The sequence below is a fragment of the Erwinia sp. BNK-24-b genome (genome assembly GCF_047456155.1).
Taxonomy (GTDB): Bacteria; Pseudomonadota; Gammaproteobacteria; order Enterobacterales; family Enterobacteriaceae; genus Erwinia; species Erwinia phyllosphaerae.
The window spans coordinates 1,387,131-1,413,636 of sequence record NZ_CP179901.1 but is presented as its reverse complement, the minus strand read 5'-3'; the positions used below and the strand labels follow the sequence as shown (position 1 = coordinate 1,413,636).

The 26,506-nt window shown below is 54.9% G+C and carries 25 protein-coding genes and 1 riboswitch; of the genes, 12 read left to right on the top strand and 13 right to left on the bottom strand.

The window, feature by feature from the left end:
* Window positions 1-12: 12 nt before the first annotated feature.
* Window positions 13-115: riboswitch (TPP riboswitch) on the bottom strand.
* 227 nt (window positions 116-342) lie between these two features.
* Together ACMGGR_RS06420 and ACMGGR_RS06415 are read left to right on the top strand one after the other, a co-directional pair.
* Window positions 343-597 (top strand): hypothetical protein, encoded by a 255-nt coding sequence (locus tag ACMGGR_RS06420; RefSeq protein WP_246757853.1) that lies wholly within the window; start codon window positions 343-345, stop codon window positions 595-597.
* 2 nt (window positions 598-599) lie between these two features.
* Window positions 600-1,022, top strand: a complete 423-nt coding sequence (locus tag ACMGGR_RS06415) for a GNAT family N-acetyltransferase (RefSeq protein ID WP_414148918.1) — start codon at window positions 600-602, stop codon at window positions 1,020-1,022.
* Window positions 1,023-1,097: 75 nt separating this feature from the next.
* Here the strand turns inward: ACMGGR_RS06415 and apbC are convergent, their stop codons facing one another.
* Window positions 1,098-2,204 (bottom strand): iron-sulfur cluster carrier protein ApbC, encoded by a 1,107-nt coding sequence (gene apbC / locus ACMGGR_RS06410; protein WP_414148432.1) that lies wholly within the window; start codon window positions 2,202-2,204, stop codon window positions 1,098-1,100.
* A gap of 162 nt (window positions 2,205-2,366) precedes the next feature.
* Between apbC and metG the strand changes: the two genes are divergently transcribed.
* From metG to sanA, 6 genes are all read left to right on the top strand, one after another.
* Window positions 2,367-4,400 (top strand): methionine--tRNA ligase, encoded by a 2,034-nt coding sequence (metG, locus tag ACMGGR_RS06405; RefSeq protein ID WP_414148431.1) that lies wholly within the window; start codon window positions 2,367-2,369, stop codon window positions 4,398-4,400.
* Between the two features lie 115 nt (window positions 4,401-4,515).
* Window positions 4,516-4,902: a CidA/LrgA family protein gene (locus ACMGGR_RS06400; RefSeq protein ID WP_414148430.1), complete on the top strand. Its 387-nt coding sequence runs from the start codon at window positions 4,516-4,518 to the stop codon at window positions 4,900-4,902.
* Window positions 4,895-5,587, top strand: coding sequence for a CidB/LrgB family autolysis modulator (locus ACMGGR_RS06395; protein WP_414148429.1), 693 nt, complete (start codon window positions 4,895-4,897; stop codon window positions 5,585-5,587). Before ACMGGR_RS06400 ends, ACMGGR_RS06395 begins: the two co-directional genes overlap by 8 nt.
* Before the next feature lie 126 nt (window positions 5,588-5,713).
* Window positions 5,714-6,595: a cytidine deaminase gene (gene cdd / locus ACMGGR_RS06390; protein ID WP_414148428.1), complete on the top strand. Its 882-nt coding sequence runs from the start codon at window positions 5,714-5,716 to the stop codon at window positions 6,593-6,595.
* Window positions 6,596-6,726: 131 nt separating this feature from the next.
* On the top strand, window positions 6,727-8,424 hold the full coding sequence (locus ACMGGR_RS06385) for an NAD-dependent malic enzyme (RefSeq protein WP_246757859.1): 1,698 nt from the start codon (window positions 6,727-6,729) through the stop codon (window positions 8,422-8,424).
* 150 nt (window positions 8,425-8,574) lie between these two features.
* Window positions 8,575-9,351 carry an outer membrane permeability protein SanA gene (gene sanA / locus ACMGGR_RS06380; protein ID WP_414148427.1) on the top strand — a complete coding sequence of 259 codons (777 nt, stop codon included), beginning with the start codon at window positions 8,575-8,577 and terminating at the stop codon, window positions 9,349-9,351.
* 405 nt (window positions 9,352-9,756) lie between these two features.
* On the opposite strand, the gene mglC is transcribed toward sanA, so the two are convergent.
* The 7 genes from mglC to ACMGGR_RS06345 form a co-directional block, all read right to left on the bottom strand.
* Window positions 9,757-10,767, bottom strand: a complete 1,011-nt coding sequence (gene mglC / locus ACMGGR_RS06375; RefSeq protein WP_246757861.1) for a galactose/methyl galactoside ABC transporter permease MglC — start codon at window positions 10,765-10,767, stop codon at window positions 9,757-9,759.
* Between the two features lie 19 nt (window positions 10,768-10,786).
* On the bottom strand, window positions 10,787-12,295 hold the full coding sequence (gene mglA, locus ACMGGR_RS06370) for a galactose/methyl galactoside ABC transporter ATP-binding protein MglA (protein ID WP_281434438.1): 1,509 nt from the start codon (window positions 12,293-12,295) through the stop codon (window positions 10,787-10,789).
* A gap of 79 nt (window positions 12,296-12,374) precedes the next feature.
* Window positions 12,375-13,367, bottom strand: coding sequence for a galactose/glucose ABC transporter substrate-binding protein MglB (gene mglB, locus ACMGGR_RS06365; RefSeq protein ID WP_246757862.1), 993 nt, complete (start codon window positions 13,365-13,367; stop codon window positions 12,375-12,377).
* Between the two features lie 146 nt (window positions 13,368-13,513).
* Window positions 13,514-14,554: an HTH-type transcriptional regulator GalS gene (gene galS, locus ACMGGR_RS06360; protein ID WP_246757863.1), complete on the bottom strand. Its 1,041-nt coding sequence runs from the start codon at window positions 14,552-14,554 to the stop codon at window positions 13,514-13,516.
* 152 nt (window positions 14,555-14,706) lie between these two features.
* Window positions 14,707-15,858, bottom strand: coding sequence for a DUF418 domain-containing protein YeiB (yeiB, locus tag ACMGGR_RS06355; protein ID WP_414148426.1), 1,152 nt, complete (start codon window positions 15,856-15,858; stop codon window positions 14,707-14,709).
* Window positions 15,859-15,951: 93 nt separating this feature from the next.
* The gene (gene folE, locus ACMGGR_RS06350; RefSeq protein ID WP_246757865.1) at window positions 15,952-16,617 is read right to left on the bottom strand and encodes a GTP cyclohydrolase I FolE; all 666 of its coding nucleotides are present in this window, start codon (window positions 16,615-16,617) and stop codon (window positions 15,952-15,954) included.
* A 126-nt stretch (window positions 16,618-16,743) separates the two neighbouring features.
* Window positions 16,744-17,880 (bottom strand): YbfB/YjiJ family MFS transporter, encoded by a 1,137-nt coding sequence (locus tag ACMGGR_RS06345; protein ID WP_414148425.1) that lies wholly within the window; start codon window positions 17,878-17,880, stop codon window positions 16,744-16,746.
* A 109-nt stretch (window positions 17,881-17,989) separates the two neighbouring features.
* On the opposite strand from ACMGGR_RS06345, the gene ptrR reads away from it, so the two are divergent.
* From ptrR to ACMGGR_RS06325, 4 genes are all read left to right on the top strand, one after another.
* A complete protein-coding gene (gene ptrR, locus ACMGGR_RS06340) occupies window positions 17,990-18,871 on the top strand; it encodes a putrescine utilization regulator PtrR (protein WP_246757866.1) in 882 nt (293 codons plus the stop codon).
* 74 nt (window positions 18,872-18,945) lie between these two features.
* The gene (locus ACMGGR_RS06335) at window positions 18,946-20,070 is read left to right on the top strand and encodes an S-(hydroxymethyl)glutathione dehydrogenase/class III alcohol dehydrogenase (protein ID WP_414148424.1); all 1,125 of its coding nucleotides are present in this window, start codon (window positions 18,946-18,948) and stop codon (window positions 20,068-20,070) included.
* A gap of 10 nt (window positions 20,071-20,080) precedes the next feature.
* Window positions 20,081-20,923, top strand: a complete 843-nt coding sequence (gene fghA, locus ACMGGR_RS06330) for an S-formylglutathione hydrolase (protein WP_414148423.1) — start codon at window positions 20,081-20,083, stop codon at window positions 20,921-20,923.
* A 350-nt stretch (window positions 20,924-21,273) separates the two neighbouring features.
* A complete protein-coding gene (locus ACMGGR_RS06325) occupies window positions 21,274-21,612 on the top strand; it encodes a helix-turn-helix domain-containing protein (protein ID WP_414148422.1) in 339 nt (112 codons plus the stop codon).
* A gap of 107 nt (window positions 21,613-21,719) precedes the next feature.
* Here ACMGGR_RS06325 and ACMGGR_RS06320 read toward each other — a convergent pair whose 3' ends face one another.
* The 5 genes from ACMGGR_RS06320 to yieE form a co-directional block, all read right to left on the bottom strand.
* Entirely contained in the window at window positions 21,720-21,842 is a 123-nt protein-coding gene (locus tag ACMGGR_RS06320; protein WP_414148421.1) for a hypothetical protein, read from the bottom strand.
* 72 nt (window positions 21,843-21,914) lie between these two features.
* The gene (locus ACMGGR_RS06315; RefSeq protein WP_414148917.1) at window positions 21,915-22,703 is read right to left on the bottom strand and encodes an ABC transporter ATP-binding protein; all 789 of its coding nucleotides are present in this window, start codon (window positions 22,701-22,703) and stop codon (window positions 21,915-21,917) included.
* A complete protein-coding gene (locus ACMGGR_RS06310) occupies window positions 22,700-23,782 on the bottom strand; it encodes a FecCD family ABC transporter permease (RefSeq protein WP_414148420.1) in 1,083 nt (360 codons plus the stop codon). The genes ACMGGR_RS06315 and ACMGGR_RS06310 overlap by 4 nt, the downstream gene beginning before the upstream one ends.
* Before the next feature lie 173 nt (window positions 23,783-23,955).
* The gene (locus tag ACMGGR_RS06305) at window positions 23,956-25,422 is read right to left on the bottom strand and encodes an amino acid permease (protein ID WP_246757876.1); all 1,467 of its coding nucleotides are present in this window, start codon (window positions 25,420-25,422) and stop codon (window positions 23,956-23,958) included.
* Between the two features lie 210 nt (window positions 25,423-25,632).
* Entirely contained in the window at window positions 25,633-26,499 is an 867-nt protein-coding gene (gene yieE / locus ACMGGR_RS06300; RefSeq protein WP_246757877.1) for a DNA-binding transcriptional regulator YeiE, read from the bottom strand.
* Window positions 26,500-26,506 lie beyond the last annotated feature (7 nt).

Sequence of the window (26,506 nt, the reverse complement as noted above, 5' to 3'; positions counted from 1 at the left end):
AAGAAGGCGATGCGGTCAGGCATCTGACTTCCCTCCGCTGGCATTATCCAGTTCAGGTTCAACGGGTTTTTCTCAGCCTTTTCCGGTAAAGGAAGCGGCACCCCGAGTCATAGTGCAAGCTTTGCAGCATAGGGAAGTGTTGGCTTTAACGCAAGCTTTCACGCCGCGCCGGATAATGCCGCCAGCCGCTGTTTTCAGGAACGTTAAATGACCCATACCGGATTTCGCTTTACCAGCCGCCGCAGCTTTTCTCTCGTGACAATGTCCCTCGCTGACGCTTTTTGTTAAAGTCCCGCCATCCGCTAATCTGAGAGTAAAACAGGGCAAGCAACGAGAAGTAAGATGACAAGACCGCTTAATGAACAATACGGTATTAGCGTCGCAGCACTGCAAATGCTGCGCTACCTGCATCAGATAGCCCGAGGCGATCGCTCTTTTACGATCCAGGATACCTTGCTTAACAGCCGCTGCAACGTAACGCCGCCGGACAACTTCAGGCTGCTGGATCAGCTCTTTGAGGCCGGAAAAATCGATTATGATTACCGGGGAACCGGTATTGAAAGCGAAAGGCATGTAAAGCCGGTCTGGGGAGAATAATGATGACGATCCGCGCTTTTGAAGAGGCCGACCGCCCGTTTTTGCGCACGCTGTTTCTGGCGGCAAGAAAAGCAAACTGGCACTGGCTTGACGCCAGTGAGTGGCAGCTGGAAGATTTTGACCGCGTCACGCTCGGCGAACGGATTCTGGTCGCGGAACATGATGGTCATCGCACCGGCTTTGCCGCGCTGCTGCCAGCCGATAACTTCTTGCATAGCCTGTTTGTCGATCCGGACAGGCAGCGTCAGGGCATCGGCAGCGAGCTGCTGGAGGCCGTCCATAAAAGCTTTACCTCTACCGGGGCATTAAAATGCCTGAAGGCCAATAAGCCCGCACTGGCTTTTTATCAGCGCCACGGCTGGCAGATTATCAGCAGCGGCGAAGGTGAACAGGGAGAATATTTGCTGCTGCACTACGTGCTGTAAGTAAAAAGGGCGAACTGCTTCGCCCTTTAAATGCCTGTCTGGCTCGCGCTGCGGATTAAATCTTCCTACACCCCGTTACACCACGCGGATAGCGATATCATCCGGAATCACCTCGCCCTGCCAGTAAAGCTGAGCGGCGATCTGGCCTGCCAGCTGGCGATAGAGCCAGGTGAATTCGCTGTCCGGGCGACGCACTACCGTTGGCTCGCCATCGTCCAGATCTTCACGCAGCGTGATGTGCAGCGGAAGCTGGCTCAGTAAACGCGTGTGGTACTGCTCTGCCAGTATGGCCGCGCCGCCGCTGCCGAAAATTGGCTCATGATGGCCGCAGTTGCTGCAAACGTGCACGCTCATGTTTTCCACGATGCCCAACACCGGCACGCTGACTTTTTCAAACATCACGATGCCTTTGCGGGCGTCGATCAGCGCGATATCCTGCGGCGTCGTCACCACCACTGCCCCGGTTACCGGTACATTCTGCGCCAGCGTCAGCTGTATATCGCCCGTGCCCGGCGGCATATCCAGTACCAGATAGTCCAGCTCCGGCCACATCGTCTCGTTCAGCAGCTGCATAAGCGCCTTGCTCGCCATCGGCCCGCGCCAGACCATCGCGTTATCGTCAGTGACCAGATAGCCAATGGAATTGGTAGCCAGCCCGTGTGCCATAATCGGCGTCATGTGTTTACCATCGGGCGAACCAGGACGCTCATGCTGCGTGCCGAGCATATCGGGTATCGACGGGCCATAAATATCCGCATCCAGCAGACCGACTTTGGCGCCTTCAGCCGCCAGCGCCAGCGCCAGGTTTACCGCCGTGCTTGATTTACCTACGCCGCCTTTGCCAGAGCTGACGGCGATAATATTTTTCACGCCGTTAACGCCAGGCTGATTTTTTACTCTTTTTAGCGTGGCAATATCGTGGTTTAGCTTCCAGCTGATGGCGGTAGCGCTGGTGAGGCGCAGCAGTTCTGCGCTGGCGCGCTCCTGCAGCGCTTCGAATCCGCTGTGCCACGCAAAAGGCATCAGCAGCTCAATATGCAGGATATTGTCCAGCATCGCGCAGTGGTGTAGCGCCTTTAGCGCGGTCAGATTGCGTTGCAGCGTCGGGTGTTCAAAGGTGGTCAAAACACCCATCACCATAGCGCGCAGCGCCTCCGGTGAATGTTGGGACTGTGGCATCATCCCGGCTCCTTTTTTATTTGGCGTGGGGAAAAGCATATCAGATCCGGGCTGAAGCGGAAGGCATCAAAAAACGGCGTGTGCGGCGCGGCGTTGTTTACGCAGGCCGGACCTTTCGGGTAACATCGCCATTCCCTCTTTTAAACAGGTATAACAAGTCTCACTATGACTCAAGTCGCGAAAAAAATATTGGTAACGTGCGCACTCCCTTACGCCAACGGTTCTATTCATCTTGGCCACATGCTCGAGCACATCCAGGCAGATATTTGGGTCCGTTACCAGCGAATGCGCGGCAATCAGGTTTACTTCATCTGTGCGGATGACGCGCACGGCACGCCGATTATGCTGAAAGCTCAGCAGATGGGCATCGCTCCCGAGCAGATGATTGCCGAAATGAGTCAGGAACATCAGACTGATTTTGCCGGTTTTAACATCAGCTACGATAACTATCACTCCACGCACAGCGATGAAAACCGCGAGCTGTCCGAGCTGATCTATACCCGCTTGAAAGAGAACGGTTTCATTAAGAACCGCACTATTTCCCAGCTTTTCGATCCGGAAAAAGGCATGTTCTTGCCGGATCGCTTTGTTAAAGGCACCTGCCCGAAATGTAAGTCGCCAGATCAGTACGGCGATAACTGTGAAGTGTGCAGCGCGACCTATAGCCCAACCGAGCTTATCGATCCAAAATCCGTGGTTTCCGGCGCGACGCCGGTGCTGCGCGACTCTGAGCACTTCTTCTTCGATCTGCCAGAGTTCAGCGCCATGCTGCAGGCCTGGACGCGTTCCGGCGCGCTGCAGGAGCAGGTTGCCAACAAGATGCAGGAGTGGTTTGAATCAGGACTGCAGCAGTGGGATATTTCCCGCGATGCGCCCTACTTCGGTTTTGAAATCCCTGGTGCGCCCGGCAAATATTTCTACGTCTGGCTGGATGCGCCAATCGGCTACATGGGCTCGTTTAAAAACCTGTGCGACAAGCGCGGCGACATCGATTTCGACGCCTTCTGGAAAAAAGATTCTGACGCCGAGCTGTATCACTTTATCGGTAAAGACATCGTTTACTTCCATAGCCTGTTCTGGCCGGCCATGCTGGAAGGCAGCAACTTCCGTAAACCGACCAACCTGTTTGTTCACGGCTACGTCACGGTAAACGGCGCGAAAATGTCAAAATCGCGCGGCACCTTTATTAAGGCCAGCACCTGGCTTAATCATCTGGATGCCGACAGCCTGCGCTACTACTACGCGGCCAAGCTTTCCTCACGCATCGACGACATTGACCTGAACCTGGAAGATTTCGTCCAGCGCGTGAATGCCGATATCGTCAATAAAGTGGTGAATCTGGCTTCCCGTAACGCCGGATTTATTAACAAGCGCTTTGACGGCAGGCTCTCTGCCGAACTGGCCGATCCTGCGCTTTATCAGTCATTCGTCGACGCTTCAGCCAGCATTGCGGATGCCTGGCAGAGCCGCGAGTTTGGCCGCGCCGTGCGTGAAATCATGGCGATGGCAGACGTGGCGAACCGCTACGTAGACGAACAGGCACCGTGGGTCGTGGCAAAGCAGGAAGGCCGCGACGCCGATCTGCAGGCTATCTGCTCAATGGGTATTAATATGTTCCGCGTGCTGATGACGTGGCTGAAGCCGGTGCTGCCGTCATTAAGCGAGCGCACCGAAGCTTTCCTGAACCAGGAACTGCGCTGGGACGGCATTGAGCAGCCGCTGTTGGATCACTCTATTTCTGCATTTAAAGCGCTTTACAGCCGCGTAGAAATGGACAAGGTGAACGCGCTGATCGAGGCTTCAAAAGAAGATGCCGCAGCGGCGAACAAACCAGCCGTCACTGGCCCACTGGCGGACGCTCCTGTTGCTGATACCATCACTTTTGATGATTTCGCTAAGGTAGATATGCGTATTGCCCTGATCCAGAACGCCGAGTTTGTAGAGGGATCGGATAAGCTGCTGCGCCTGACGCTGGATCTGGGCGGCGAAACGCGTAACATTTTCTCCGGCATCCGTACCGCCTATCCCGATCCGTCAGTGCTGATTGGCCGCATGACGATGATGGTGGCCAACCTGGCACCGCGTAAGATGCGCTTTGGCATTTCGGAAGGCATGGTGATGGCGGCAGGCCCTGGCGGCAAGGATATCTTCCTGCTCAGCCCGGACAGCGGCGCGCAGCCCGGCATGCAGGTAAAATAATACAGGCTGGCGGGCGAAATTTTCGCCCGCTTTATTGTTGCCTGGCCCGCTGTTACGGGTAGCCCGCTTATTCTTTTAATCGTATGATTAACGCGCTGAAAAACAGGAGCTTATCATGCGTACCGCACTGTTAGCCGTCTGGCGCTACCTGCGCGCTTTTTTGATTATCTATCTCTGCCTCTATGCCGGAAACGCGCTTGCCGCACTGCTTCCTTTTGCCGTACCGGGCAGTATTATCGGCATGCTCATTCTGTTTTTCCTGATGGCTTTCCAACTGCTGCCGCCCGACTGGGTCAGACCCGGTAGCCTGTTGCTGATCCGCTATATGGCGCTGCTGTTTGTGCCGATAAGCGTCGGCGTAATGGGCTATACCGACGTGCTAAGCGCGCAGTTTGGCCCCATCGTGGTTTCCTGCGTGGTCAGTACTTTTATCGTGCTGCTAACCGTAGGCCTGGTTTCACATAAGCTGCATGGCAAGGTAAAGGGAGCGGCCGATGAGTGATGTATGGTGGTCGCTGCCGCTAACGCTGCTGGTCTTTTTCGGCGCGCGTCGGCTGGCGGCAAAGGTGAAAATATCGCTGCTGAATCCGCTGCTGATCTCTATGGCGGTAATTATTCCACTGCTGCTGCTAATGCAGATGCCTTACGCCCGCTACTTTCAGGGCAGCGCCATCCTCAACCAGCTGTTGCAACCCGCCGTGGTAGCGCTGGCGCTTCCGCTGTATGAACAGATGCACCAGATTCGGGCGCGCTGGAAATCGATTATCGGCGTCTGCTTTATCGGCAGCATGACGGCGATGATTTCCGGTACGGCTATCGCTTTGTGGATGGGCGCTACCCCGCAAATTGCCGCCACTATTATGCCCAAGTCGGTGACAACGCCTATTGCCATGGCGGTCTCGGCCACGCTGGGCGGCATTCCGGCCATTAGCGCCATTTGCGTGCTGATAGCGGGCGTGCTGGGCGCGGTATTTGGCCATATGCTGCTGAACCTGCTGAAAATTCGTAGCAAAGCCTCACGCGGGCTGGCAATTGGCAATGCTTCTCACGCGTTAGGCACGGCGCGCTGCTCGGAACTGGATTATCAGGAAGGGGCCTACAGCTCGCTGGCGCTGGTGATTTGCGGCATTATCACATCCTTGCTCGCGCCGCTTTTGTATCCGCTGATGATGCATTTATGGCGCTAAAACTTGCGATAAGTCGCGCATTTCACAGCTCTCTTTCATAAATTACATAATGTATGTGATTATAATCACATACATTACCGAACCCGCCCGCCAGAATAAGCGGCCGTTCACGAAAGAGAAGCCCCTATGCAATCACGTTTTCATACTGCTTTTGCCACCTTGCCAACCGTGTTGCAAGATGCGCTACAGCCCGTACTGGCCGACGATTTTCCGGCATTTTTTACGCCAGCGCAGATGGATGAAATCAGAGCGCAAACCGGCCTGGATAATCGTGAGCTGACCTTCGCGCTGCTCCCGCTGGCGGCAGCCTGTGCCGTTGCGCCGCTTTCCAGTTTCAACGTTGGCGCGCTGGCGCTGGGCAAAAGCGGTCATCTTTACTTTGGGGCCAATATGGAGTTCAGCGGCGCAACGATGCAGCAAACGGTGCATGCCGAGCAAAGCGCGGTTACACACGCCTGGCTGCGCGGCGAGCGGGCGCTGGAAGCCATCACCGTTAACTACACGCCATGCGGCCACTGCCGTCAGTTTATGAATGAACTGAACAGCGGTACGCATTTACGTATTCACCTGCCGGGACGCGAGCCGGCCACGCTGGGCGACTATCTGCCGGATGCTTTTGGCCCACGCGATTTGGCTATCAAAACGCTGCTGCTGGATGACGTTGACCACAATTTACTGATTAAAGGCGACGAGCTTTGCAAAGCCGCGCTGGAAGCCGCAAACCGCAGCCATGCACCTTATTCTCAGGCGCTAAGCGGCGTTGCGCTACAGATGGCCGATGGCGCTATCTTCGCAGGCAGCTATGCGGAAAACGCGGCTTTTAACCCGACGCTGCCGCCGCTACAGGCCGCGCTGATCCTGCTGAACATGGCCGGTTACGACGTGAAGCAAATTCAGCGCGCTGTTCTGGCAGAAGAACCGGATGCACGGGTGATTCAGCGTCAGGCGACGGCCGCGACTCTCCAGGCGCTCGGCTGTGCCAGCCTGCAAACTATTCCGTTAAGCTGACCGCTGGCGTTGCGTTTTTTGTTATTGAAAATTGAGGGCTTTTGTTATCAGCTGTTAACAAAAGCTGTACTTTCAGATGAATTATTTTAGGATTGGGCCACACCATTCCGATCCTGACGAGCATTAATGACATGGAACTCGACTACGAAAACAAGCGTTCACTCTATATCCCCTACGCTGGCCCTATCCTGCTGGAATTTCCGTTACTCAATAAAGGCAGCGCCTTCTCCGTTGAAGAGCGTAACGATTTCAACCTGAACGGCCTGCTGCCGGAAACGGTTGAAACCATTGAAGAGCAGGCCCAGCGCGCCTGGCGCCAGTTCCAGGATTTTAAAAACGCCAACGATAAGCACGTCTATCTGCGTAATATCCAGGACACCAACGAAACGCTGTTTTACCGCCTGCTGGACAATCATCTGGAAGAGATGATGCCGATTATCTACACCCCAACCGTCGGCGCGGCCTGTGAACACTTCTCAGAAATTTATCGTCGTGCGCGCGGGCTGTTTATCTCCTACCCTAACCGCGCCAGCATTGAAGATATGCTGCAAAACGCCACCAAGCAAAACGTGAAGGTTATCGTGGTGACGGATGGCGAACGCATCCTGGGCCTGGGCGACCAGGGCATCGGCGGCATGGGGATTCCAATCGGTAAGCTGTCGCTCTATACCGCCTGCGGCGGCATCAGTCCGGCCTATACGCTGCCGGTGGTGCTGGATGTCGGCACCAACAACCAGCAGCTGCTCAACGATCCGCTTTATATGGGCTGGCGTCATCCGCGCATCACCGGCGAAGAGTATGACAACTTCGTTAACGAATTTATTCAGGCGGTAAAAAGCCGCTGGCCGAACGTGCTGCTGCAGTTTGAAGACTTTGCACAAAAGAATGCGATGCCACTGCTGGAACGCTACCGTGACGAGGTGTGCTGCTTTAACGACGATATTCAGGGCACCGCAGCCGTTACGCTTGGCACGCTGATCGCCGCCAGCCGCGCGGCAGGCAGCAAAATGAGCGAGCAGAAGGTTGTCTTCCTGGGTGCAGGCTCCGCGGGATGCGGCATCGCTGAACAGATCATCGCCCAGATGAAATCGGAAGGCCTGAGCGACGAGGAAGCTCGCGCCCGCGTCTTTATGGTGGACCGCTTCGGCCTGCTGACCGACAAGCAGCCAAACCTGCTGGGCTTCCAGAGCAAGCTGGTACAGAAAAGTGAAAATCTGCACAGCTGGGATTCCGCCTCTGATTCGCTGTCGCTGCTGGACGTGGTGCGCAACGCCCGCCCGGATATCCTGATTGGCGTTTCCGGTCAGCCCGGCCTGTTCAGCGAAGAAATCATTCGCGAGATGCATAAGCACTGCGCGCGTCCTATCGTGATGCCGCTGTCTAACCCGACTTCTCGCGTGGAAGCGACGCCGCAGGACATTCTGGAATGGACCGACGGCGCGGCGCTGGTCGCCACCGGCAGTCCGTTTGCACCTGTGACCTGGAAAGAAAAAACTTTCCCTATCGCGCAGTGCAACAACTCCTACATTTTCCCTGGTATTGGTCTGGGCGTGATCGCCTCCGGCGCAACTCGCGTTACCGACAGCATGCTGATGGCCGCCAGTCGCGCGCTGGCAGACTGCTCGCCGCTGGTGAACGACGGCGCGGGTGCGGTACTGCCTGAAGTGAAAGATATTCAGGGCGTTTCGAAAGTTATCGCGATGGCCGTGGGCAAAGCCGCCCAGCTGGCAGGCGTAGCGGTGGTCACGTCGGAAGATGTGCTTTCGCGTGCCATTGCCGCTAACTTCTGGCTACCGCAATACCGTAACTATCGCCGCACCTCAATCTGAGGACGGTTGCCGGGCCTTTGCGCCCGGCTTTTCCACTTCTGCGAGCCGCTGCGCAAAAAGCCGCCAGCCGGTGCGCTGCCGCTTGCTTCACCTCGCCTTGTAAAGTAGCCTTGAGCCACCCTTTACGCTTAAGTCTGAGTACCGTCCGGCATGCTAAAACGCTTGATTTACGGTCTGTTGATCATCATTACTCTGATGGTCTTAGCCGCGCTCGGCCTGGACCGCTGGATAAGCGTAAAAACGGCACCCTACGTCTATGATAATCTGCGCTCGCTGCCGCACCGCCAGGTAGGCGTGGTGCTCGGTACCGCCAAATATTACCGTACCGGCGTCATCAACCAGTATTATCTGTACCGCATGCAGGGCGCGCTTAACGCCTATAACAGCGGCAAGATTAACTATCTGCTGCTGAGCGGCGACAATGCGCAGCAGAGCTACAATGAGCCGATGACCATGCGCCGCGATCTGATTGCCGCAGGCGTAGCGCCGGCCGATATCGTGCTGGACTATGCGGGTTTCCGCACGCTGGATTCCATCGTGCGCACGCGTAAAGTGTTTGATACTAACGATTTCATTATTATTACCCAGCGTTTCCACTGTGAGCGCGCGCTGTTTATTGCGCTGCATATGGGCATCCAGGCGCAGTGCTACGCGGTGCCCTCGCCCAAAAACATGCTGAATATTCGTATAAGAGAAGTGGCAGCCCGCCTGGGCGCGCTGGCGGACCTGTACCTGATGAAGCGCGAACCGCGATTTTTAGGGCCGCTGGTGCCGATTCCGGCGCGGCACGAGGTGCCGGAAGATGCGCAAAGCTATCCGGCCGTTACCCCGGAACAGCTGCTGGAGCTGGAACAAAAAATGAAGGCTGACGCCCGTCAGCAAAAACCACCCGAGCCGCAGCAGCAACAGCAACAGCAACAGCAATAACAATAGCAACAACAGCAATAGCAACAACAGCAACAGCAACAGCAACAGCAACAGCAACAGCAGTAACAACAGCAATAGCAATAGCAATAGCAACAACAGCAATAGCAACAACAGCAACAACAGCAACAACAGCAACAACAGCAACAACAGCAACAGCAGCAACAACAGCAACAACAGCAGCAACAGTAACAACAACAGCAACAGCAGCAGCAGCAGCAGCAGCAGCAATAGCAGCAACAGCAGCAGCAACAATTAACAGACCATCCTGCCGTTATTATTCTTCATCCTCTTTTCTATAAACCTATAGCGGGCGTGCGCGCCATCAGCAAGAATCCCGTTATGCTGGCACCAGACGTAAAAAAGGCCAGACGGTTTGCCGTCTGGCCCGGTTCATTGCGTAAAACGTTACTTCTTACGCGCGTATTTCAGTGAATCCAGCGCTACGGCGAAGATAATAATGCCGCCTTTGATAATGTACTGCCAGTAAGGGTTCACGCCGATGTAGGTCAGGCCGTAGTTGATGACGGTAAAGATGATAACGCCGGTCACCACGCCCGCTACGGTGCCGACACCGCCAGCAAAGGAGACGCCGCCGACTACGCAGGCCGCGATAGCGTCCAGCTCATACATAAAGCCCAGGTTGTTGGTGGCCGAACCGATACGTCCCGCCTCCAGCATACCGCCGAAGGCGTAGAACACGCCGGAAAGCGCATAGATCAGGATCAGGTTAAAGTTAACGTTTACACCTGAAACCTTAGCCGCTTCCGGGTTACCGCCGATAGCAAAAATGTTTTTGCCAAAGCGGGTTTTATTCCACAGAACCCACACGAAGAAGATAGCGATCAGCGCATAGAAGGTAATGTAAGAAAGCTTGAAGTCGCCCATGCGAATAAAGCCCTGGGCAAACGTCGAGAATTTCTCATCAAAACCGGCAATCGGCGAAGCGCCAACGTAGTCGTAATAGAGCGAGTTGATACCGTAAACGATAATCATCGTGCCCAGCGTGGTAATAAAAGGCGTTACCTTCAGGTAGGCAATAATCAGGCCGTTCACCAGGCCAATCAGACCACCCACCACGCAAACAATCAAAATCACCAGTGGAATAGGCACGGTATCCAGATGTGGAAACACTTTATTCGCGTTATCCATTGCCTGCAGCAGCGTCGCGGCTACAACCGCGGCTAAGCCAACCTGGCGTCCGGCAGAAAGGTCGGTACCCTGAGTGACGATAAGCCCGGCCACGCCAAGCGCAATAATAATGCGCACGGAAGACTGGGTTAAAATATTACTCAGGTTCATTAAACTTAAAAACGTTGGGTCCTGGAAAATAATAATCGCCAGCAGTACCAGCAATACCACATAGATTCCACCTTCTTTTAGCCAGGTGAGCGCATTCTTTTTATTCACAGCTTTCATGATAACTGCCCTTACCTCATTAAAGGTGCTTCGATGCTAAACGTAATATTTCGTTTTGCGTGGTGGTTTTTGTGTCGACAATACCGGCAACCATCCCGTTGCTCATAACCAGAATCCTGTCGGTGATACCCAACAGCTCAGGCATTTCAGAGGAGATAATAATAATACCCTTCTCTTTCTTCGCCAGATCGGAAATAAGCTGGTAAATTTCGAATTTTGCGCCAACGTCGATGCCGCGTGTTGGCTCATCCAGCATCAGTATTTCCGGCTGGGTTAACAGCCAGCGGCCAATAATAACTTTTTGCTGGTTACCGCCAGATAAAGAACCGATAGAAGTTGCATGACCCGGCGTTTTTACCCGCATCGCGTCAATCACCCACTGGGTATCGCTTTTCATCCGGTTATTATCTAACAGGCCGATAGAGTTTTTATATTTACGAATATTGGAAATCAGCGAGTTAAAGCCGATATCCAGAAAGGCGTAGATCCCTGTCGCGCGCCGCTCTTCCGTCACCAGCGCAAAGCCGTGATTAATGGCTTCGTTTGCCGAATTGTTGTTAATTTTTTTGCCGTGCAGCTTAATGGTGCCGCCTGACTTTTCGCGAATGCCAAACAGCGTTTCAACGATATCGGTACGCTTTGCGCCTACCAGGCCCGCCACGCCAAGGATTTCGCCTTTGCGCAGATCGAAGGAGATGTCGCGAATAGACGGCTGGCGCAGCGAGGTCAGATTACGCACCTCCAGAATGGTTTCGCCCGGCACGTTGGTTTTGTCCGGAAAACGCTGGTTCAGCGAACGGCCTACCATCATGGCGATGATCTTATCCATATCCAGCCCTTCAAGCGGCTGGGTGGCGATCCACTGGCCGTCGCGCAGGATAGTAATTTCATCGCAAAGCTGGAAGATCTCTTCCATTTTATGCGAAATATAAACGATACCGCAGCCGCGATCTTTTAATTTCCGGATAATAGTGAACAGATGGTTCACCTCTTTTTCCGTTAATGATGACGTCGGCTCGTCCATAATGACAATTTTTGCATCATAGGAAAACGCCTTGGCGATTTCTATCATCTGCATTTGCGAAACGGAAAGCGAAATCACCTTATCACGCGGATCGATATCGATATCCAGTTCGTCAAATATGGCTTTGGTATCCTGATACATTTTTTCGTGATCGACGAAAAAACCTTTACGCGGATAACGTCCCAGCCACATGTTATCCATTACCGTACGTTGCAGGACCAGGTTTAATTCCTGATGCACCATAGAAACGCCGTTTTCCAGCGCTTCTTTCGAGCTTTTAAAATCTATTTCCTTGCCCTGAAAAACGATATTTCCCGTATCTTTGCTGTAAATACCGAACAGGCATTTTAATAGCGTCGATTTTCCTGCACCGTTTTCTCCCATCAGCGCATGCACGGAATGGGGACGGATTTTCAAATTAACGTTATCTAATGCCTTGACGCCCGGGAAGGATTTGCTGACGTTAGTCATTTCCAGCAGGTACTGCCCCTGATCGCTGCTCATAATTCTACCTGACCGATCGTTGTCCGGTCGGGCCTGCCCGCTGGCAGACCCGGTAACAGGCGCGGTTGCGCCCGGCTGTTTATTTACTGATCTGGGCGAGGTTGTCTTTATCAACCGGCACGTACGCCACGCGCACTACTTTGCCATCCAGCTTATAGTTAGTACCTTCTGTGGCCGGTTTACCCGCCGCCAGGTTTTTCGCCATATCAAAGGTGGCCTTCGCCTGGTTTTCGGCATCGTTCAGCACGGTACCCGCCATTGCGCCCGACTTCACCATTGCCAGCGCTTCCGGCAGCGCATCCACGCCGAAGACTGGAACGGAAGATTTGTTATGCGCCTTCAGCGCTTCTACCGCGCCCATTGCCATCGCGTCGTTGTTGGCAATGACCACTTCGATTTTGTTGCCGTTTGGACCAGAGAGCCAGGCGTCCATTTTGTCTTTAGCCTGGGCGGTATCCCACATGGCGGTATCCATGTGCAGCTGCTGCGTTTTCAGGCCATCTTTGTTCAACGTCTCGATGACATATTTGGTACGTGCTTCCGCATCCGGATGTCCTGGCTCGCCCTTCAGCAGTACAAACTGCACAACGCCATCTTTGTTCAGATCCCAGTTAGCATTCGCCTTCCAGTGTTTCTCAATCAGCTCGCCCTGCTTAACGCCAGACTCTTTGGAGTCAGTGCCGACATAGTAAGCTTTGTCGTAGCTGGCCAGCGCTTTGGCAGACGGTTCTTTGTTAAAGAAAACAATAGGGATATCGTTAGCTTTCGCTTTGCTGATCACGACCGCAGCGGCAGAAGGGTCGACGAGGTTAATTGCCAGCGCCTTAACGCCTTTGGCTACCATGACGTCAATCTGGTCGTTCTGCGTTGACTGACTGTTCTGCGAGTCGTTCATCAGCAGCTGAACGCCGCTGCTGTTTTTTGCTTCTTTCTCGATATCTTTGCGCACGACGGACATAAAGTTGTCGTCATATTTGTAGATAGTCACGCCAATGCGGGTATCGGCAGCGTGCGCCGTTGCGCCAAACATCATGCTGGCAACCAGGGTAGTGAGGGTAAATACCTTCTTCATTGTTCTCTCCGGTTCTTTGTAGGGTCGGTTTGCGTGTCGTCCACAGGCAGGCCTGGCGTTTTTTTTCGTTATCTCCCGGCCAGGCACGGCCATCTTAGTGAAGCAGATGTTAATTAACTGTGAATTTACTCACAGATTGAAAACGGTTACATAGGGGTATCGTTGCGGATAGTGATCGCCGCCACACTTTGGCAGACGGCAACGGAGTGACGGCGCACCAGCGTTGGCATAAAACAGTGCCTGGCCGTGGTATCCAGCAGCCCGGCGGCGCCTTTTAGTGCCAGTTCAGTGGCCAGTTTCGCCATAGAAACAATGGGATAACGTACCGTCGTCAGCTGTGGATCGGTGTAACGCGACATGGGAATATCGTCAAAGCCCACGACCGACAGCCGTTGCGGTACCGCAATGCCATTGTCTTTCAATGCAGCAAGCGCGCCCGCTGCCATGCTGTCGTTATAGGCAAAAACGGCGCTCAGCTGCAGATTACGGCCCAGTAGCTCTACCATCGCTGCTTCACCGCCCTGCATATCCGGTTCGGCGCTGGCCATCCAGCTTTCAGCAGGAATAATGTTCTGCTCCAGCAACGCCCGTTGCCAGCCGGTACGCCGCTGATCCATATCCTCAATCGGATGGCTGGACCCCAGATAGCCGATGCGCTGATGGCCCTGCTGCTGCAACATCCTGGTCGCCATTAACGCGCCGCTAACGTTATCAAGGCAAACGCAGCGATGCTCGTAGCCCGCCACGACGCGGTTAATCAGCACCATACCCGGCACCTGCTCCATCAGCGAAGCCAGTTCCGCATCGGCCAGCGCTTTGGCATGCACAATCAGCGCGCCGCAGCGCTGACGGATCAGCACTTCAATAGCGTGCCGCTCTTTGTCGGCCTGGTGATAGGAGTTGTTGATAAGCACGTGTTTATGCATACGCTGCGCGACGGTATCAACCGCCTTGACCAGCGCGCCAAAAAAGGGGTCGGAGACGTCCATCACCACAACGCCAATGGTATCGCTAACCTGCGAAGCCAGCGCCTGAGCGTTAGCGTTAGGCCGATAGCCCAGCTGCTCGACAATGCCCAGCACCCTTTCACGCGTTTCCTGCGTCACCGAGGCGCTGTGGTTCAGCACGCGTGAAACCGTTGCCACCGATACGCCCGCTTCGCGCGCCACATCACGAATGGTGATCATGGCTGAATACCTGTGGAAGTTAAAATTTGCATAGCCCTCCCGGACGCCTTGTTTGCGGAGGCTATTCTGACAAAGGGAGAAGGAGGACTGCGTGAATCAGGTCACAGGGATGAAAGCGGTTACATATCTTTCCGTCACATTTGTGACGGTTATCATTTTTGTAACAAGGGATCGCCGCCGCTCAGGCGCGTTAGCTGACGCCACAGCCATTCGACCGGCCCCTGACGGAAATAGCGCAGCCACAGCAGGGAAAAGGAGAGATTGATTAGCCAGACCACAACGACTACCAGCAGCAAATGCAGGCGATCGAGGCGATTAAACCAGCCAAAATGATTAAAGAAGAGCGTACAAAGCAGCGTTTGCAGCAGGTAATTGCTTAGCGCCATTTTACCCACGCAGCTGACGGCGCGGGTTATTTTAAGAGGTGCCAGCGTGGGCCAGTAGCCAAAGCAAAGTGCGGCATAGCCGACTGCCTGTAGCGGCGCGCTTATCTCGCGCGGCAACTGGAGAAAGAAGCCTGCCGGATAGAAAGTCCAGCCGCTGGCCCACTGAAAATAGACGCCGGGAAGCTCAATAGCGGCTGACACCAGCAGCAAAATCAGCGCGGTACGCCGATAGTGCGCCAGGCTCCAGCTACCTTTTAGCCAGCCGCTGCGCATCAGGGCCGCGCCGGTTAGCATCAGTCCGGCCAGCTGCCAGCCATACTGCGCCGCCAGCGACAGCAGTCCTGAAGAGAGCAGATCGAGGCGGTTGCGCACCGCTTCCCAGCCGCCGTGGGTTTTCCAGAAGGTTTCATACTGTATATCCGCCGCGCCCGGTAGCCAGGAGTTATTAGGCTGGTGACCCGAGAGCAAACCCAGCACAATCAGCGCGCCGCATCCAACCACATAAAGCATCACGCCCGTATTGAACAGCTGCCGGCTTGAGGCCACATCACGGATCATCCGCCACGCCACCAGCCCAATCAGACCGTAATCCATCAGAATATCGCCTTCCCAGAACAGCAGGCAGTGCAAAAAACCAAACAGCACCAGCCAGCTCAGCCGGGCCTGTAGCCAGCGCTTGCCGCGCGGCAGCAGCAGCTGCAAACCACCGCCAAACAGCAGCGCAAACAGCGCAAGGAATTTAAGCTGAGCAAAAAAATCGACGACTGCCCACGTCCAGGCGTCGTGCAGCGCAACGGAACCTTGCCAGTTCGGATTCAGATAGGCCGCGCCCGGCAGCCCGAACGCGTTGATGTTAAGCAACAGGATCCCCAGAATGGCGATGCCTCGAAGAAAATCCAGCGTCTGTATGCGGGGCATGTCCGGGTTCCTGCTGTAGCGACCTGCGGCAAAAGAAGGTTTGGTGCAGTAAACGTCAGCCTGCGGCTATTAACCCGCCGCAGGCAAAAAGTATTAGCTGTGGCGAACGGCGCGCAGAAATTCCTGGCGGGTATTCTGGCTGGACTTAAACAGGCCGCCCAGCGATGTGGTGGTGGTCGCGCTGGTAGCGTCACGGATCCCGCGCGCTTTCACGCAGTAATGCACCGCGTCGATAGACACAGCCACGTTATTGGTGCCAAGCAGCGTTTGCAGCGCGATCAGCACCTGCTGGGTCAGACGTTCCTGTACCTGCGGACGGGAAGAGAAAAACTGCACGATGCGGTTAATCTTTGACAGGCCAATCACCTTGTCTTTCGGGATGTAGGCTACCGTCGCTTTACCGTCGATGATAACAAAATGGTGTTCGCAGGTGCTGGTCAGCGTGATATCGCGTACCGTCACCATTTCATCTACCTTCATTTTGTTTTCAATCAGGGTGATTTTTGGGAAGTTGGCGTAGTCCAGACCGGAGAAAACCTCATTCACATACATTTTGGCGATGCGATGCGGCGTTTCCATCAGGCTGTCGTCTTCTAAATCAAGATTAAGCAACTGCATGACTTCGGTCATGTGACCGGCAATCAGGCGTCTGCGGGTTTCGTCATCCATTTCACGCGCAGGCGAGCGTAACGGGGTTTCCAGTCCACGCGCGAGCAGCGCTTCGTGAACAAGTGTGGCTTCCTGACTTAACGTAGCCATGGCGATCTTTTCTCCAGCAGGTGTAACGCCGGCCCCGACGGGACCGGTACAATTTCAGAGGCGGTATTTTCGTACACAACGCGCCGTTAATCCAGCAAATCACGCCGTATTACGCCCGAAACTGTTTCACGCGGTAACCAAATCGCGTCGCCAGACCAGTAGCCCGGCCACGATCAGTCCTGCGCCTGCCAGATAAAGCGCAGGCTCCAGCCGATGTGTAAGCGTGGTAGAAACGGCAGAAACCAGCGGCCCGACAAGTTGCCCGACGGCATATCCCGTGGTCAACAAGCCTGCCATATAACGACTGTGTAGCGGGGCCATTTCGCGCGCGTATTGCAGGGTGAGCTGTACCAGACTAAGGAAGCCGATGCCCATCAGTACCGAACCGACCGCCAGTCCGCCGAGACCCGGCACGGCAGCTGCGCACAACACACCCAGCGCTTGCGCCCAGAGATTGAGCGCGAGCCGTCTGTTAGAGGTGCCAAAATGCCGCAGAAGGATACCCAATACGATACCCACTACCGCCGCACCGCCAAAAATCGGCCAGACAAACTGGGCGAAAGCGCTGCCGGGAAAACGGGCGGCGGCCATCTGCGACATAAAAGTGGCGGGAATAATATAGCCAAAGCCCGCCAGGCTATAGCTCCAGACCAGCTTTTTCAGCGCCGTCGTCAATACCAGCGGTTCCGGTGCCGTTTCGGGCCGATGCAGCTCGCCTTTGCGCGGTAAATAGCGTGCAATGGGTAAAACCAGCACCAGCGCCAGCACGCCGTAGGCTATCCAGGCCTGGGCGGCGCTGACCTGTTCTCCGTGCAGGAACACGGCCAGCAGCCCGCTCAGGAAAATACCCGTTCCCGGCCCGGCAAAAACGGCGGCGCTCAGGCCGGGACGACCATACTTATGCAGCTGCTCGTTGCTCCATGCCGCCACCAGCACCATCGTCCAGCCGCTGGCCCAGCCGATAACAAAACGAATAACGCCGTGCAGCCACGGCCCGGCGACGCAGGCGGAAAGCAGCGTCAGCACCACCGCTCCGCCAATTCCTGCCTTTAGCCGCGTTTCTACATGGCTGGTTGTCCGCATCGCGTTCCATGAACCGCAGAGATAACCCAGATAGTTAAAAGCCGCCACGACCGCCGCGCTGGTTAGCGTCAGCTGGTGTTCCGCAATCATCAACGGCACCTGAGGCGTAAAAGTAAATCGTCCAATTCCCATCGCCACAATAAGAGCGATAAAGGCGCTGAGCGCCACGCGTAGTGCCATGTTCTTTTCCTGCTGCCGAGGTAATGAAAATGTTGCTAACAGTGTGTACCACGATTAGACTTACAAAAAATGAATAATAGTCACTAACTTGCTTACAAAAAGAGAATAAATGGATCTGACCCAGCTAAAAATGTTCTGTGCGGTGGCGGAGACCGGGTCGCTGGTACGCGCCGCCGAGCAGCTGCACCGTGTGCCGTCCAACCTGACAACCAGGTTACGCCAGCTGGAGCAGGAAACGGGCATCGATCTGTTTATTCGTGAAAAACAGCGCCTGCGCCTGTCACCGATGGGGCACAATTTTCTGTGCTACGCGCAGCGTATCCTGGCGCTGAGTGAAGAAGCGCTAAATATGGCACACAGTGGCGAACCGGGCGGCAATTTTGCGCTGGGCTCAATGGAAAGTACCGCAGCCGTACATCTGCCTTCTCTGCTATCGACCTATCATCAGCGCTATCCAGAGGTAGCACTCACGTTGATTACCGGCACCTCCGGTGAGCTTATTGAGCAAGTGCGCAAGGGCACGCTGGCGGCCGCGCTGGTTGAAGGTCCGATAGTGGCGGATGAGCTTAACAGCTGCAAAACCTTTGCCGAACGGATGGTGCTGATCGGCAATCTGAGCCATCCACCGGTTAACCATCCTGCCGATGCGGCTGGCGATACCCTGTTCGCCTTTCGCCCCGGCTGCTCTTACCGCCTGCGTTTAGAAAACTGGTTTCGCCAGGCAGGGATAGCGCCCGGCCAGTTTATGGAAATTCAGTCCTATCACGCCATGCTGGCCTGCGTAGCCAGCGGTGCGGGTCTGGCCATTCTGCCAGAATCGGTGCTGGCGCGGATAGCGACGCCGGGTCAGGTGCAACAGTATCCCCTGCCCGAAGAAATCAGTCATACCGACACTTATTTAATCTGGCGGCGCGACGCTTTCACGCCCAATGTAAAGGCGCTGAAGTATCTGATTATAGAGCAGACGCCAGACGACGAAATTCAGCCATAATTAATGGGTTTGAGCGCAACAGCCCGTTCTCCCGACATTGCCGAATGGCAGCCTTCGATAAGGAATACACTGATATGCAAATGATTAAAACTCGCGCCGCCATCGCATGGGCCGCTGGCGAACCTCTGTCGATTGAAGAAGTGGATCTGATGCCGCCGCAGAAAGGTGAAGTGCTGGTGCGCATCGTAGCGACCGGCGTTTGCCATACGGACGCCTATACGCTGTCCGGAAAAGACCCTGAAGGCGTTTTCCCGGCGATTTTAGGGCACGAAGGCGGCGGCATTGTAGAAGCGGTCGGCGAAGGCGTTACCAGCGTTGAGGTTGGCGATCACGTTATCCCACTCTACACGCCAGAATGCGGCAAATGTAAATTCTGTTTGTCGGGCAAAACTAACCTTTGTCAGGCCATCCGCGCCACCCAAGGCAAGGGCCTGATGCCGGACGGCACCACCCGTTTCTTTAAAGACGGCAAGCCTATTTTCCACTATATGGGCACCTCGACCTTCTCTGAATACACCGTTATTCCGGAAATCTCGCTGGCAAAAATCAGCAAAGAAGCGCCGCTGGAAGAAGTTTGCCTGCTGGGCTGCGGCGTCACTACCGGCATGGGCGCGGTAATGAATACGGCGAAGGTTAAAGAAGGCGATACCGTGGCGATTTTCGGCCTGGGCGGCATTGGCCTGTCGGCGATTATCGGCGCGAAAATGGCAAAAGCCGGCCGCATCATCGGTATCGATCTGAACACCAGCAAGTTCGATCTGGCGACCAAACTGGGCGCGACCGATTTAATCAATCCAAAAGATTTCGACAAGCCGATTCAGGATGTGATTGTGGAGATGACCGACGGCGGCGTCGATTTCTCCTTTGAATGTATCGGCAACGTTAACGTTATGCGTTCTGCGCTGGAGTGCTGCCATAAGGGCTGGGGCGAATCCGTGATTATCGGCGTGGCCGGCGCGGGCGAAGAGATTTCTACTCGTCCATTCCAGCTGGTTACCGGACGCGTGTGGCGCGGTTCAGCTTTTGGCGGCGTCAAGGGTCGTTCTCAGCTGCCGGGCATCGTTCAGCGCTATCTGGACGGCGAGTTCCAGCTTAACGACTTCATTACCCATAACATGCCGCTGGAAGAGATTAACGACGCGTTTGATCTGATGCACGAAGGGAAATCGATCCGTTCCGTGGTGCATTTCACTAAATAAGGAGAGAGGAATGGCATCCAGCCTGGAGCTACTTGAAGAACATCGGTTATTTGGCGGCTGGCAGCAGCGCTACCGCCATCTGTCGGCCACGTTAAACTGCTCAATGACCTTCAGCATTTTTCTGCCGGGGCCTAAGGGCGAAACCGCGCCGCCTGTCCTGTGGTTTCTGGCGGGGCTGACCTGCACCGACGAGAACTTCTCAACGAAATCGGGGGCGCAGCGCGTGGCGGCGGAGCTGGGTCTGGTGCTGGTCATGCCGGATACCAGCCCGCGTGGCGAAGTAGTACCCAATAATGAAAGTTACGATCTGGGTCAGGGCGCGGGGTTCTATCTTAACGCCACGCAGGCACCGTGGGACGCACATTTTCGCATGTACGATTACCTGAACGAAGAACTGCCCGCGCTGATAGCCGGGAACTTCAACGTCAGCGACAAACAGGCGATTATGGGCCACTCGATGGGCGGCCACGGTGCGCTAATGCTGGCGTTACGTAATCCGCAGCGTTTTGTTTCCGCATCCGCGTTTGCGCCCATCGTTAACCCTGCCCAGGTGCCGTGGGGCGAAAAAGCCTTTACTGCTTATCTGGGTAAAGATCGTCACAGTTGGGAAGAGTATGACAGCTGTACGCTGATGCAGCGCGCGACGCAGCAGGTGCCAATGCTGTTGGATCAGGGCGACAGCGATCAGTTTCTGGCCGATCAGCTCCGTCCGGAGCGACTGGAAAGCATCGCCCGCGAAAAAGAGTATCCGCTTACCGTGCGTATTCAGCCCGGATACGATCACAGCTACTTCTTTATCGCCAGCTTTGTGGAAGATCATCTGCGCTTTCACGCGAAGTATCTGCTGGCATAGCAGCTGAAGGCCGGGATATCCCGGCCTTTTTATTACCCCTTTCCCAACCCCTCCCCGATCCCCATTGTCATATGCCCATAATGATTATTATAATAATGATTACGGCATGGAGCCGGAGGACAAGGGTATGGTGATTTACATTCACAAACGTCTGGACAGGATGTTCGATAAATTCGGTATCGGTGACATCGAGCTTTGTACGGTAGCTTCTAAATTATGCACGGCAACTTTGAAGCAGACTTAGGCGGCGGCGTTAAAAAAAAGCGGATACTGCTGCATGCGGGTAAAAGCAGATGCAAAAATGATGGATCGACTAACGGCAAGCGGCACATTCAGAGAGGTAAACAAAAATGAAAACAAAACCAGCTGAACTAAACGAAATGCTTGAAGATGCCAGAGAATTACAGGCGCTGGGATTGATGAGCGATGACGATGTGCAGGAAATTGCTGCGCGCGTAAGCTTGCGGGAGTTCCGTCAACGCGTTGCGGCGGTTCGCGCTATGTCAGGCAGTGAAATTAAAGCGGTTCGTGCCCGATGGGGCCTGACCCAGGCGACGCTGGCTTATATGCTGGGCATGACGGTAGATAGCGTTTCTAAATGGGAGCGTGGCGAAATCACCCCAAGCGGCCCTGTACTCCGCATTCTTAATACGCTGGCCGTAAAAGGCCCGGATATTTTTGTCATTTAAGTTCCGCATATATAGCCAGCTTAAAACTTATGCGGAAGTTTTATACTAAATAGCCGAAGGCCGGGATACCCCGGCCTTTTTATCACTCATGAATAAGGCAAAAAGCTTCAGGACTGCTTGCCAGAAACATGGAGCGAACGCGTGGAGATAATTGCCAGACGGTTCTGGTAGTGGTTCACATCACCCCACAACCACTGTTCATAATGCCCCACGTCACTGTCTGTTTTCATCTCATTCAGTTCGCAGGTAATCATATCGTATGCGTAAACTTTCAGGCCCCATAAGCGCTCCCGGCCTGATTTTCAAAAAGCCGGTTCAGTGACCAGGCCGTCGATCAGTACCTGTGGCGTACCTTGTGAACAACGCTCAATGCGTCCGCGCACGCCGTAAACTTTTGCCAGGCTTTGCGGCGTAATCACTTCTTCCGGCAGGCCGTCGGCAATCAGCTCGCCGTTTTGCAGCATCAGTACGTGCTGACCGTGGCGCAAAGCGATATTGATATCGTGAACAACTACCACCGTAACAATATTGCGCCTGCGGGTTTCCCGGCGAACCAGATCCATAACGTGGAACTGATAGTTGAGATCCAGCGCGCTGAGGGGTTCATCCAGCAGCAGCAGTTCGGGACGACGGATCAGCGACTGCGCCAGGCCCACCAGCTGCTTCTGCCCGCCGGAAAGCTGATCCAGATAGCTTAACGCCAGATGTGCAATGCCCAGCTGTTCCAGCAGCGCCATCACTTCTGCCTCACTATCCGGGCTGCTTCGGCCACCGGAGGCGCGCTGCGCAACGATAATCGATTCCAGCACGTGCAGATGCACGCCAGCAGGCAGCGACTGCGGCAAATAAACTACCTTTTCCGCTCGCCGGGCAAACGGCTGCGCCAGCAGTTCGGTGCCGTTCAGCCACAGTTCGCCCTGCGCCTGGTTAAGCCCGGCAATAGAGCGCAGCAGCGTTGATTTTCCGCAGCCGTTTGGCCCCAGCAGCACGGTAATCTTTCCGCGCGGCAGCAGCGGCACGATGAGATTGCTGATAATTTTGCGTTTAGGGTAACCGGCATGGAAGCCGCTGATTTTCAGGCCATCCATCAGACGCTCCCCCGATGACGCAAGATAATGCTCAGGAAGAACGGAACGCCCACCAGAGAAGTTACGATGCCTACGGGAATAATTACGCCGGGCACCAGATTTTTCGACACTACCGAGGCCATTGATAACACTAAGGCACCGGTTAATGCGCTGGCCGGCAGGTAAAAGCGGTGGTCCTCACCAAAGATCAGGCGGGCGATATGCGGCGCAACCAGCCCGATAAAGCCTATCGGGCCAACAAAAGCCACCGCCAGCGCAGACAGGATACTGATACGCAGCAGCGTGCCCAGACGCAGGCGGCGGACGTCAATACCAAAGCTGACGGCGCGATCTTCGCCCAGGCGCAGCGCGGTCAGCTTCCAGGAACTCATCATGGAAAACGGCACAATCACCAGCAGCGCCAGCGTCAGCACGCCCAGCTTGTCCCAGGACGCTCTTGCCAGACTGCCCATGGTCCAGAATACCAGTCCCTGTAACGTGTCTTCGCTGGCGATAAACTGCATCATTGAGACCAGCGCGTTAAAGGTAAAGACCAGCGCGATACCAAACAGTACCACGCCAGAGGTGGCCACGCGCGTCCAGCGGGTAACGCCATCCAGCATCAGGGCCGCCAGCAGCGCAAAAATAAAGGCGTTAGCCGAGATAAACCACTGATCGGGGATGCCCGGAAAACCAATCCCCAGCACGATCGCCAGCGCGGCGCCAAAGGCCGCAGCAGATGAAACGCCAAGGGTAAACGGGCTGGCCAGCGGGTTATTCAGGATGGTTTGCATTTCCGCACCGGCCAGACCCAGCGCCAGGCCTACCACCACCGCCATCAGGGCGTAAGGCAGGCGAATGTCCCAGACGATAACGCGCGAACCGGCGTCGACGCTCTCCGGCGACAGCAGCGTTTGCCACAGCGTATGCAGCGTCAGCCCGGATGGCCCCAGCGTAAAATCAAACAGCAGGGAAGCAAGGATCGCCAGCACCAGGATGCCCATAAAAAACAGACGGCGGCGCAGCAGGTGATGGTAACGATCCATCGCGCCTTCTTTCTGCCGTCGGACTAAGGTGTGCTCGGGATTGTGGGTCACGCTCATGGTCTCTACCTGTCATTAAGTTCGCCTCTTTCACCGGCAAACTCATAAAATTTAGCAAAGCAAAAAACTACGGCGCTAACAATAAAGGAAATGATAATAGTTATCAATCATATTTGTAACAAGGAATTACAGGCGGGATAAGGCGCGGAAACCGCGCCTTTGCTTAAAGTTACTTATTTGGTGTGGGGAAACCGCATTTCGCTGTATTTCACAAAGCGAGTACCTTTGGTCAGCTTGTAACCGAACCAGATAATCAAAAACAGCGGAATACCGATATAGGTCGCGGCGGCACCATACCAGTCGATACGATCTGCCAGAAACGCCTGATAGTTCTGCCCTAGCGTAATAATCAGGCACAGTACAAAAGCGAAGATAGGCCCCAGCGGGAAAAACTTCGAGCGGTAAGGCAGGTCGGCCAGATCGTGGCCCTGCGCCACATAGCCGCGACGGAAGCGGTAATGGCTAATCGCAATCCCCAGCCATGCGATAAAACCGGTCATGCCTGACGTGTTAAGCAGCCACAAATAAACGGTTTGATTGCCAAACATAGAGGTCAGGAAGCAGAGCGCCGCTACCACGGTCGTGGCATACAGCGCGTTACGCGGTACGCCGCCTTTGGAAAGCTTACCAAAAATACGCGGCGCTTTGCCTTCACGCGCCAGCGTAAACAGCATGCGGGTAGAAGCGTACATTCCGGAATTGCCCGCAGACAGAATAGCGGTCAGGATCACGGCGTTCATAATGGCCGCCGCCGAAAGCAGACCGGCATGCTTAAACACCAGCGTAAACGGGCTAACGCTGATATCTTTTACGTCGTTCCGCAGTAGACTTGGATCGGTGTAAGGGATAATCAGGCTAATAACCAGGATCGCCAGAATATAGAACAGCAGGATGCGCCAGAAAACCTGGCGAACCGAGCGCGGAATATTTTTGGCCGGATCTTCCGATTCCCCCGCCGCGATACCAATCAGCTCCGTACCCTGAAAAGAGAAGCCGGCAATCATCGCCACGCCGATCATCGCAGAGAAGCCGCCGGAGAACGGCGCATCACCAATATGCCAGTTCTGCCATCCTGCTACAGGCTGATTGCCGTGCAGAATGCCCACAATCATCATCACGCCAACTACGATAAAAATCACCACAGTGACCACTTTGATCAGGGAGAACCAGTATTCTGCCTCACCAAAGCCCTTTACCGAAATGTAGTTGAGCAAGAAGATGATGCTCAGGAAGAGAACGCTCCAGATCCAGCCGGGCGTATCCGGGAACCAGTAGGTCATTACCAGCTGCGCGGCAACCAGCTCAATCGCCACGGTTACGGCCCAGTTGTACCAGTAGTTCCACCCCAGCGCGAAGCCGAAGCCTTCTTCAACAAAGTCAGAACCGTAGGTAGAGAAAGAGCCGGAAACCGGCATAAAAGCCGCCAGTTCGCCGAGGCTGGTCATCAGGAAGTAAACCATCAGCCCGATTAAGGCGTAGGAAAGCAGTGCGCCACCCGGCCCGGCCTGAGAGATAGTTGCGCCGGAGGCGACAAACAGGCCGGTACCGATTGACCCGCCGATAGCGATCATCGTCAGATGACGCGACTTTAATTTGCGCTGTAACTCAGGCTGTTGTGTGGTTTTTGTGTCATGATCCATCGTTAAATGCTGTGCTCTGGCTAAAATGAGGCGCGATTGTAACAAACTCCTCTGGCAGAAGTAGTAATTCCGCGACGTTATAAGATAGGTTCATGATCCGTCGCCGATTATTAGCGCGATGGAATTTCCCGTTTATCCTGCCGAATATCAGCGCGTTAGGCTTGCCTGCTTGCTCGTATCTTTGGTGCCAGGCACCGCTTTTGCGACAAACTACTCGGCGCAATAGCTTAAAAAACGCTGTAGCGCTTTGGATAAATGCTTCTGGCGATGATGGATGCGATAAAGCGTGCGCTTCAGTTTTGGCAACGGAATCGGCACTTCTTTTAGCGACCCTGCCGCCAGCTGCTCAGCGATGACCCTCCGAGAGAGACAGCTGATCCCCATACCGTGGCGCACCGCGTGCTTAATCGCTTCGGAATTGCCCAGCTCCAGCGCCAGGCTAAACTGCGGCAGATGCGACAGCAGCAGGTAATCGACGATTTCGCGCGTGCCGGAGCCATGTTCGCGCAGGATCCAGTGCGCCTCCGCCAGGCTTTGTAGCGTAACTGGCTGATTAAACAGCGGCGCATCGGCGGCGGCAAACACCACCAGCTCATCTTCCAGCCAGGGTTCACCAATCAGCTCGCTAACGTGGCAAGGCCCTTCGATAAAACCGATATCGACGCGAAAATCCATCACGGCGTTGATCACGTCCTGGCTATTACCCACGCTTAGCTCCAGCGGCAGCTCGGGGAAATCACGACGCCAGCCTGCCAGCATGCCCGGCAACATGTAGTTACCAATGGTGCTGCTGGCGTAAACCCGCAGCGCGCCGTTATCTTCACGAAACAGCCGTTCAATTTCCGTAGCCTGTTCCAGTAACGCGACCGTACGCGGATAAAGTAAACGCCCGTGCTCGTTAACCACCAGGCGCTTGCCGACCCTGTCGAACAGCTGCACGCCGAGCTGGTTTTCCAGATCCGCCAGCGCCGCGCTGACCGCCGACTGCGACAGCGCCAGTACCTGCGATGCCTGCGTAGTCGAACCGCTTTTCAGCACTTCGGCAAAGACTTCAAGCTGTCTTAACGTAATATGCATTGCTTTT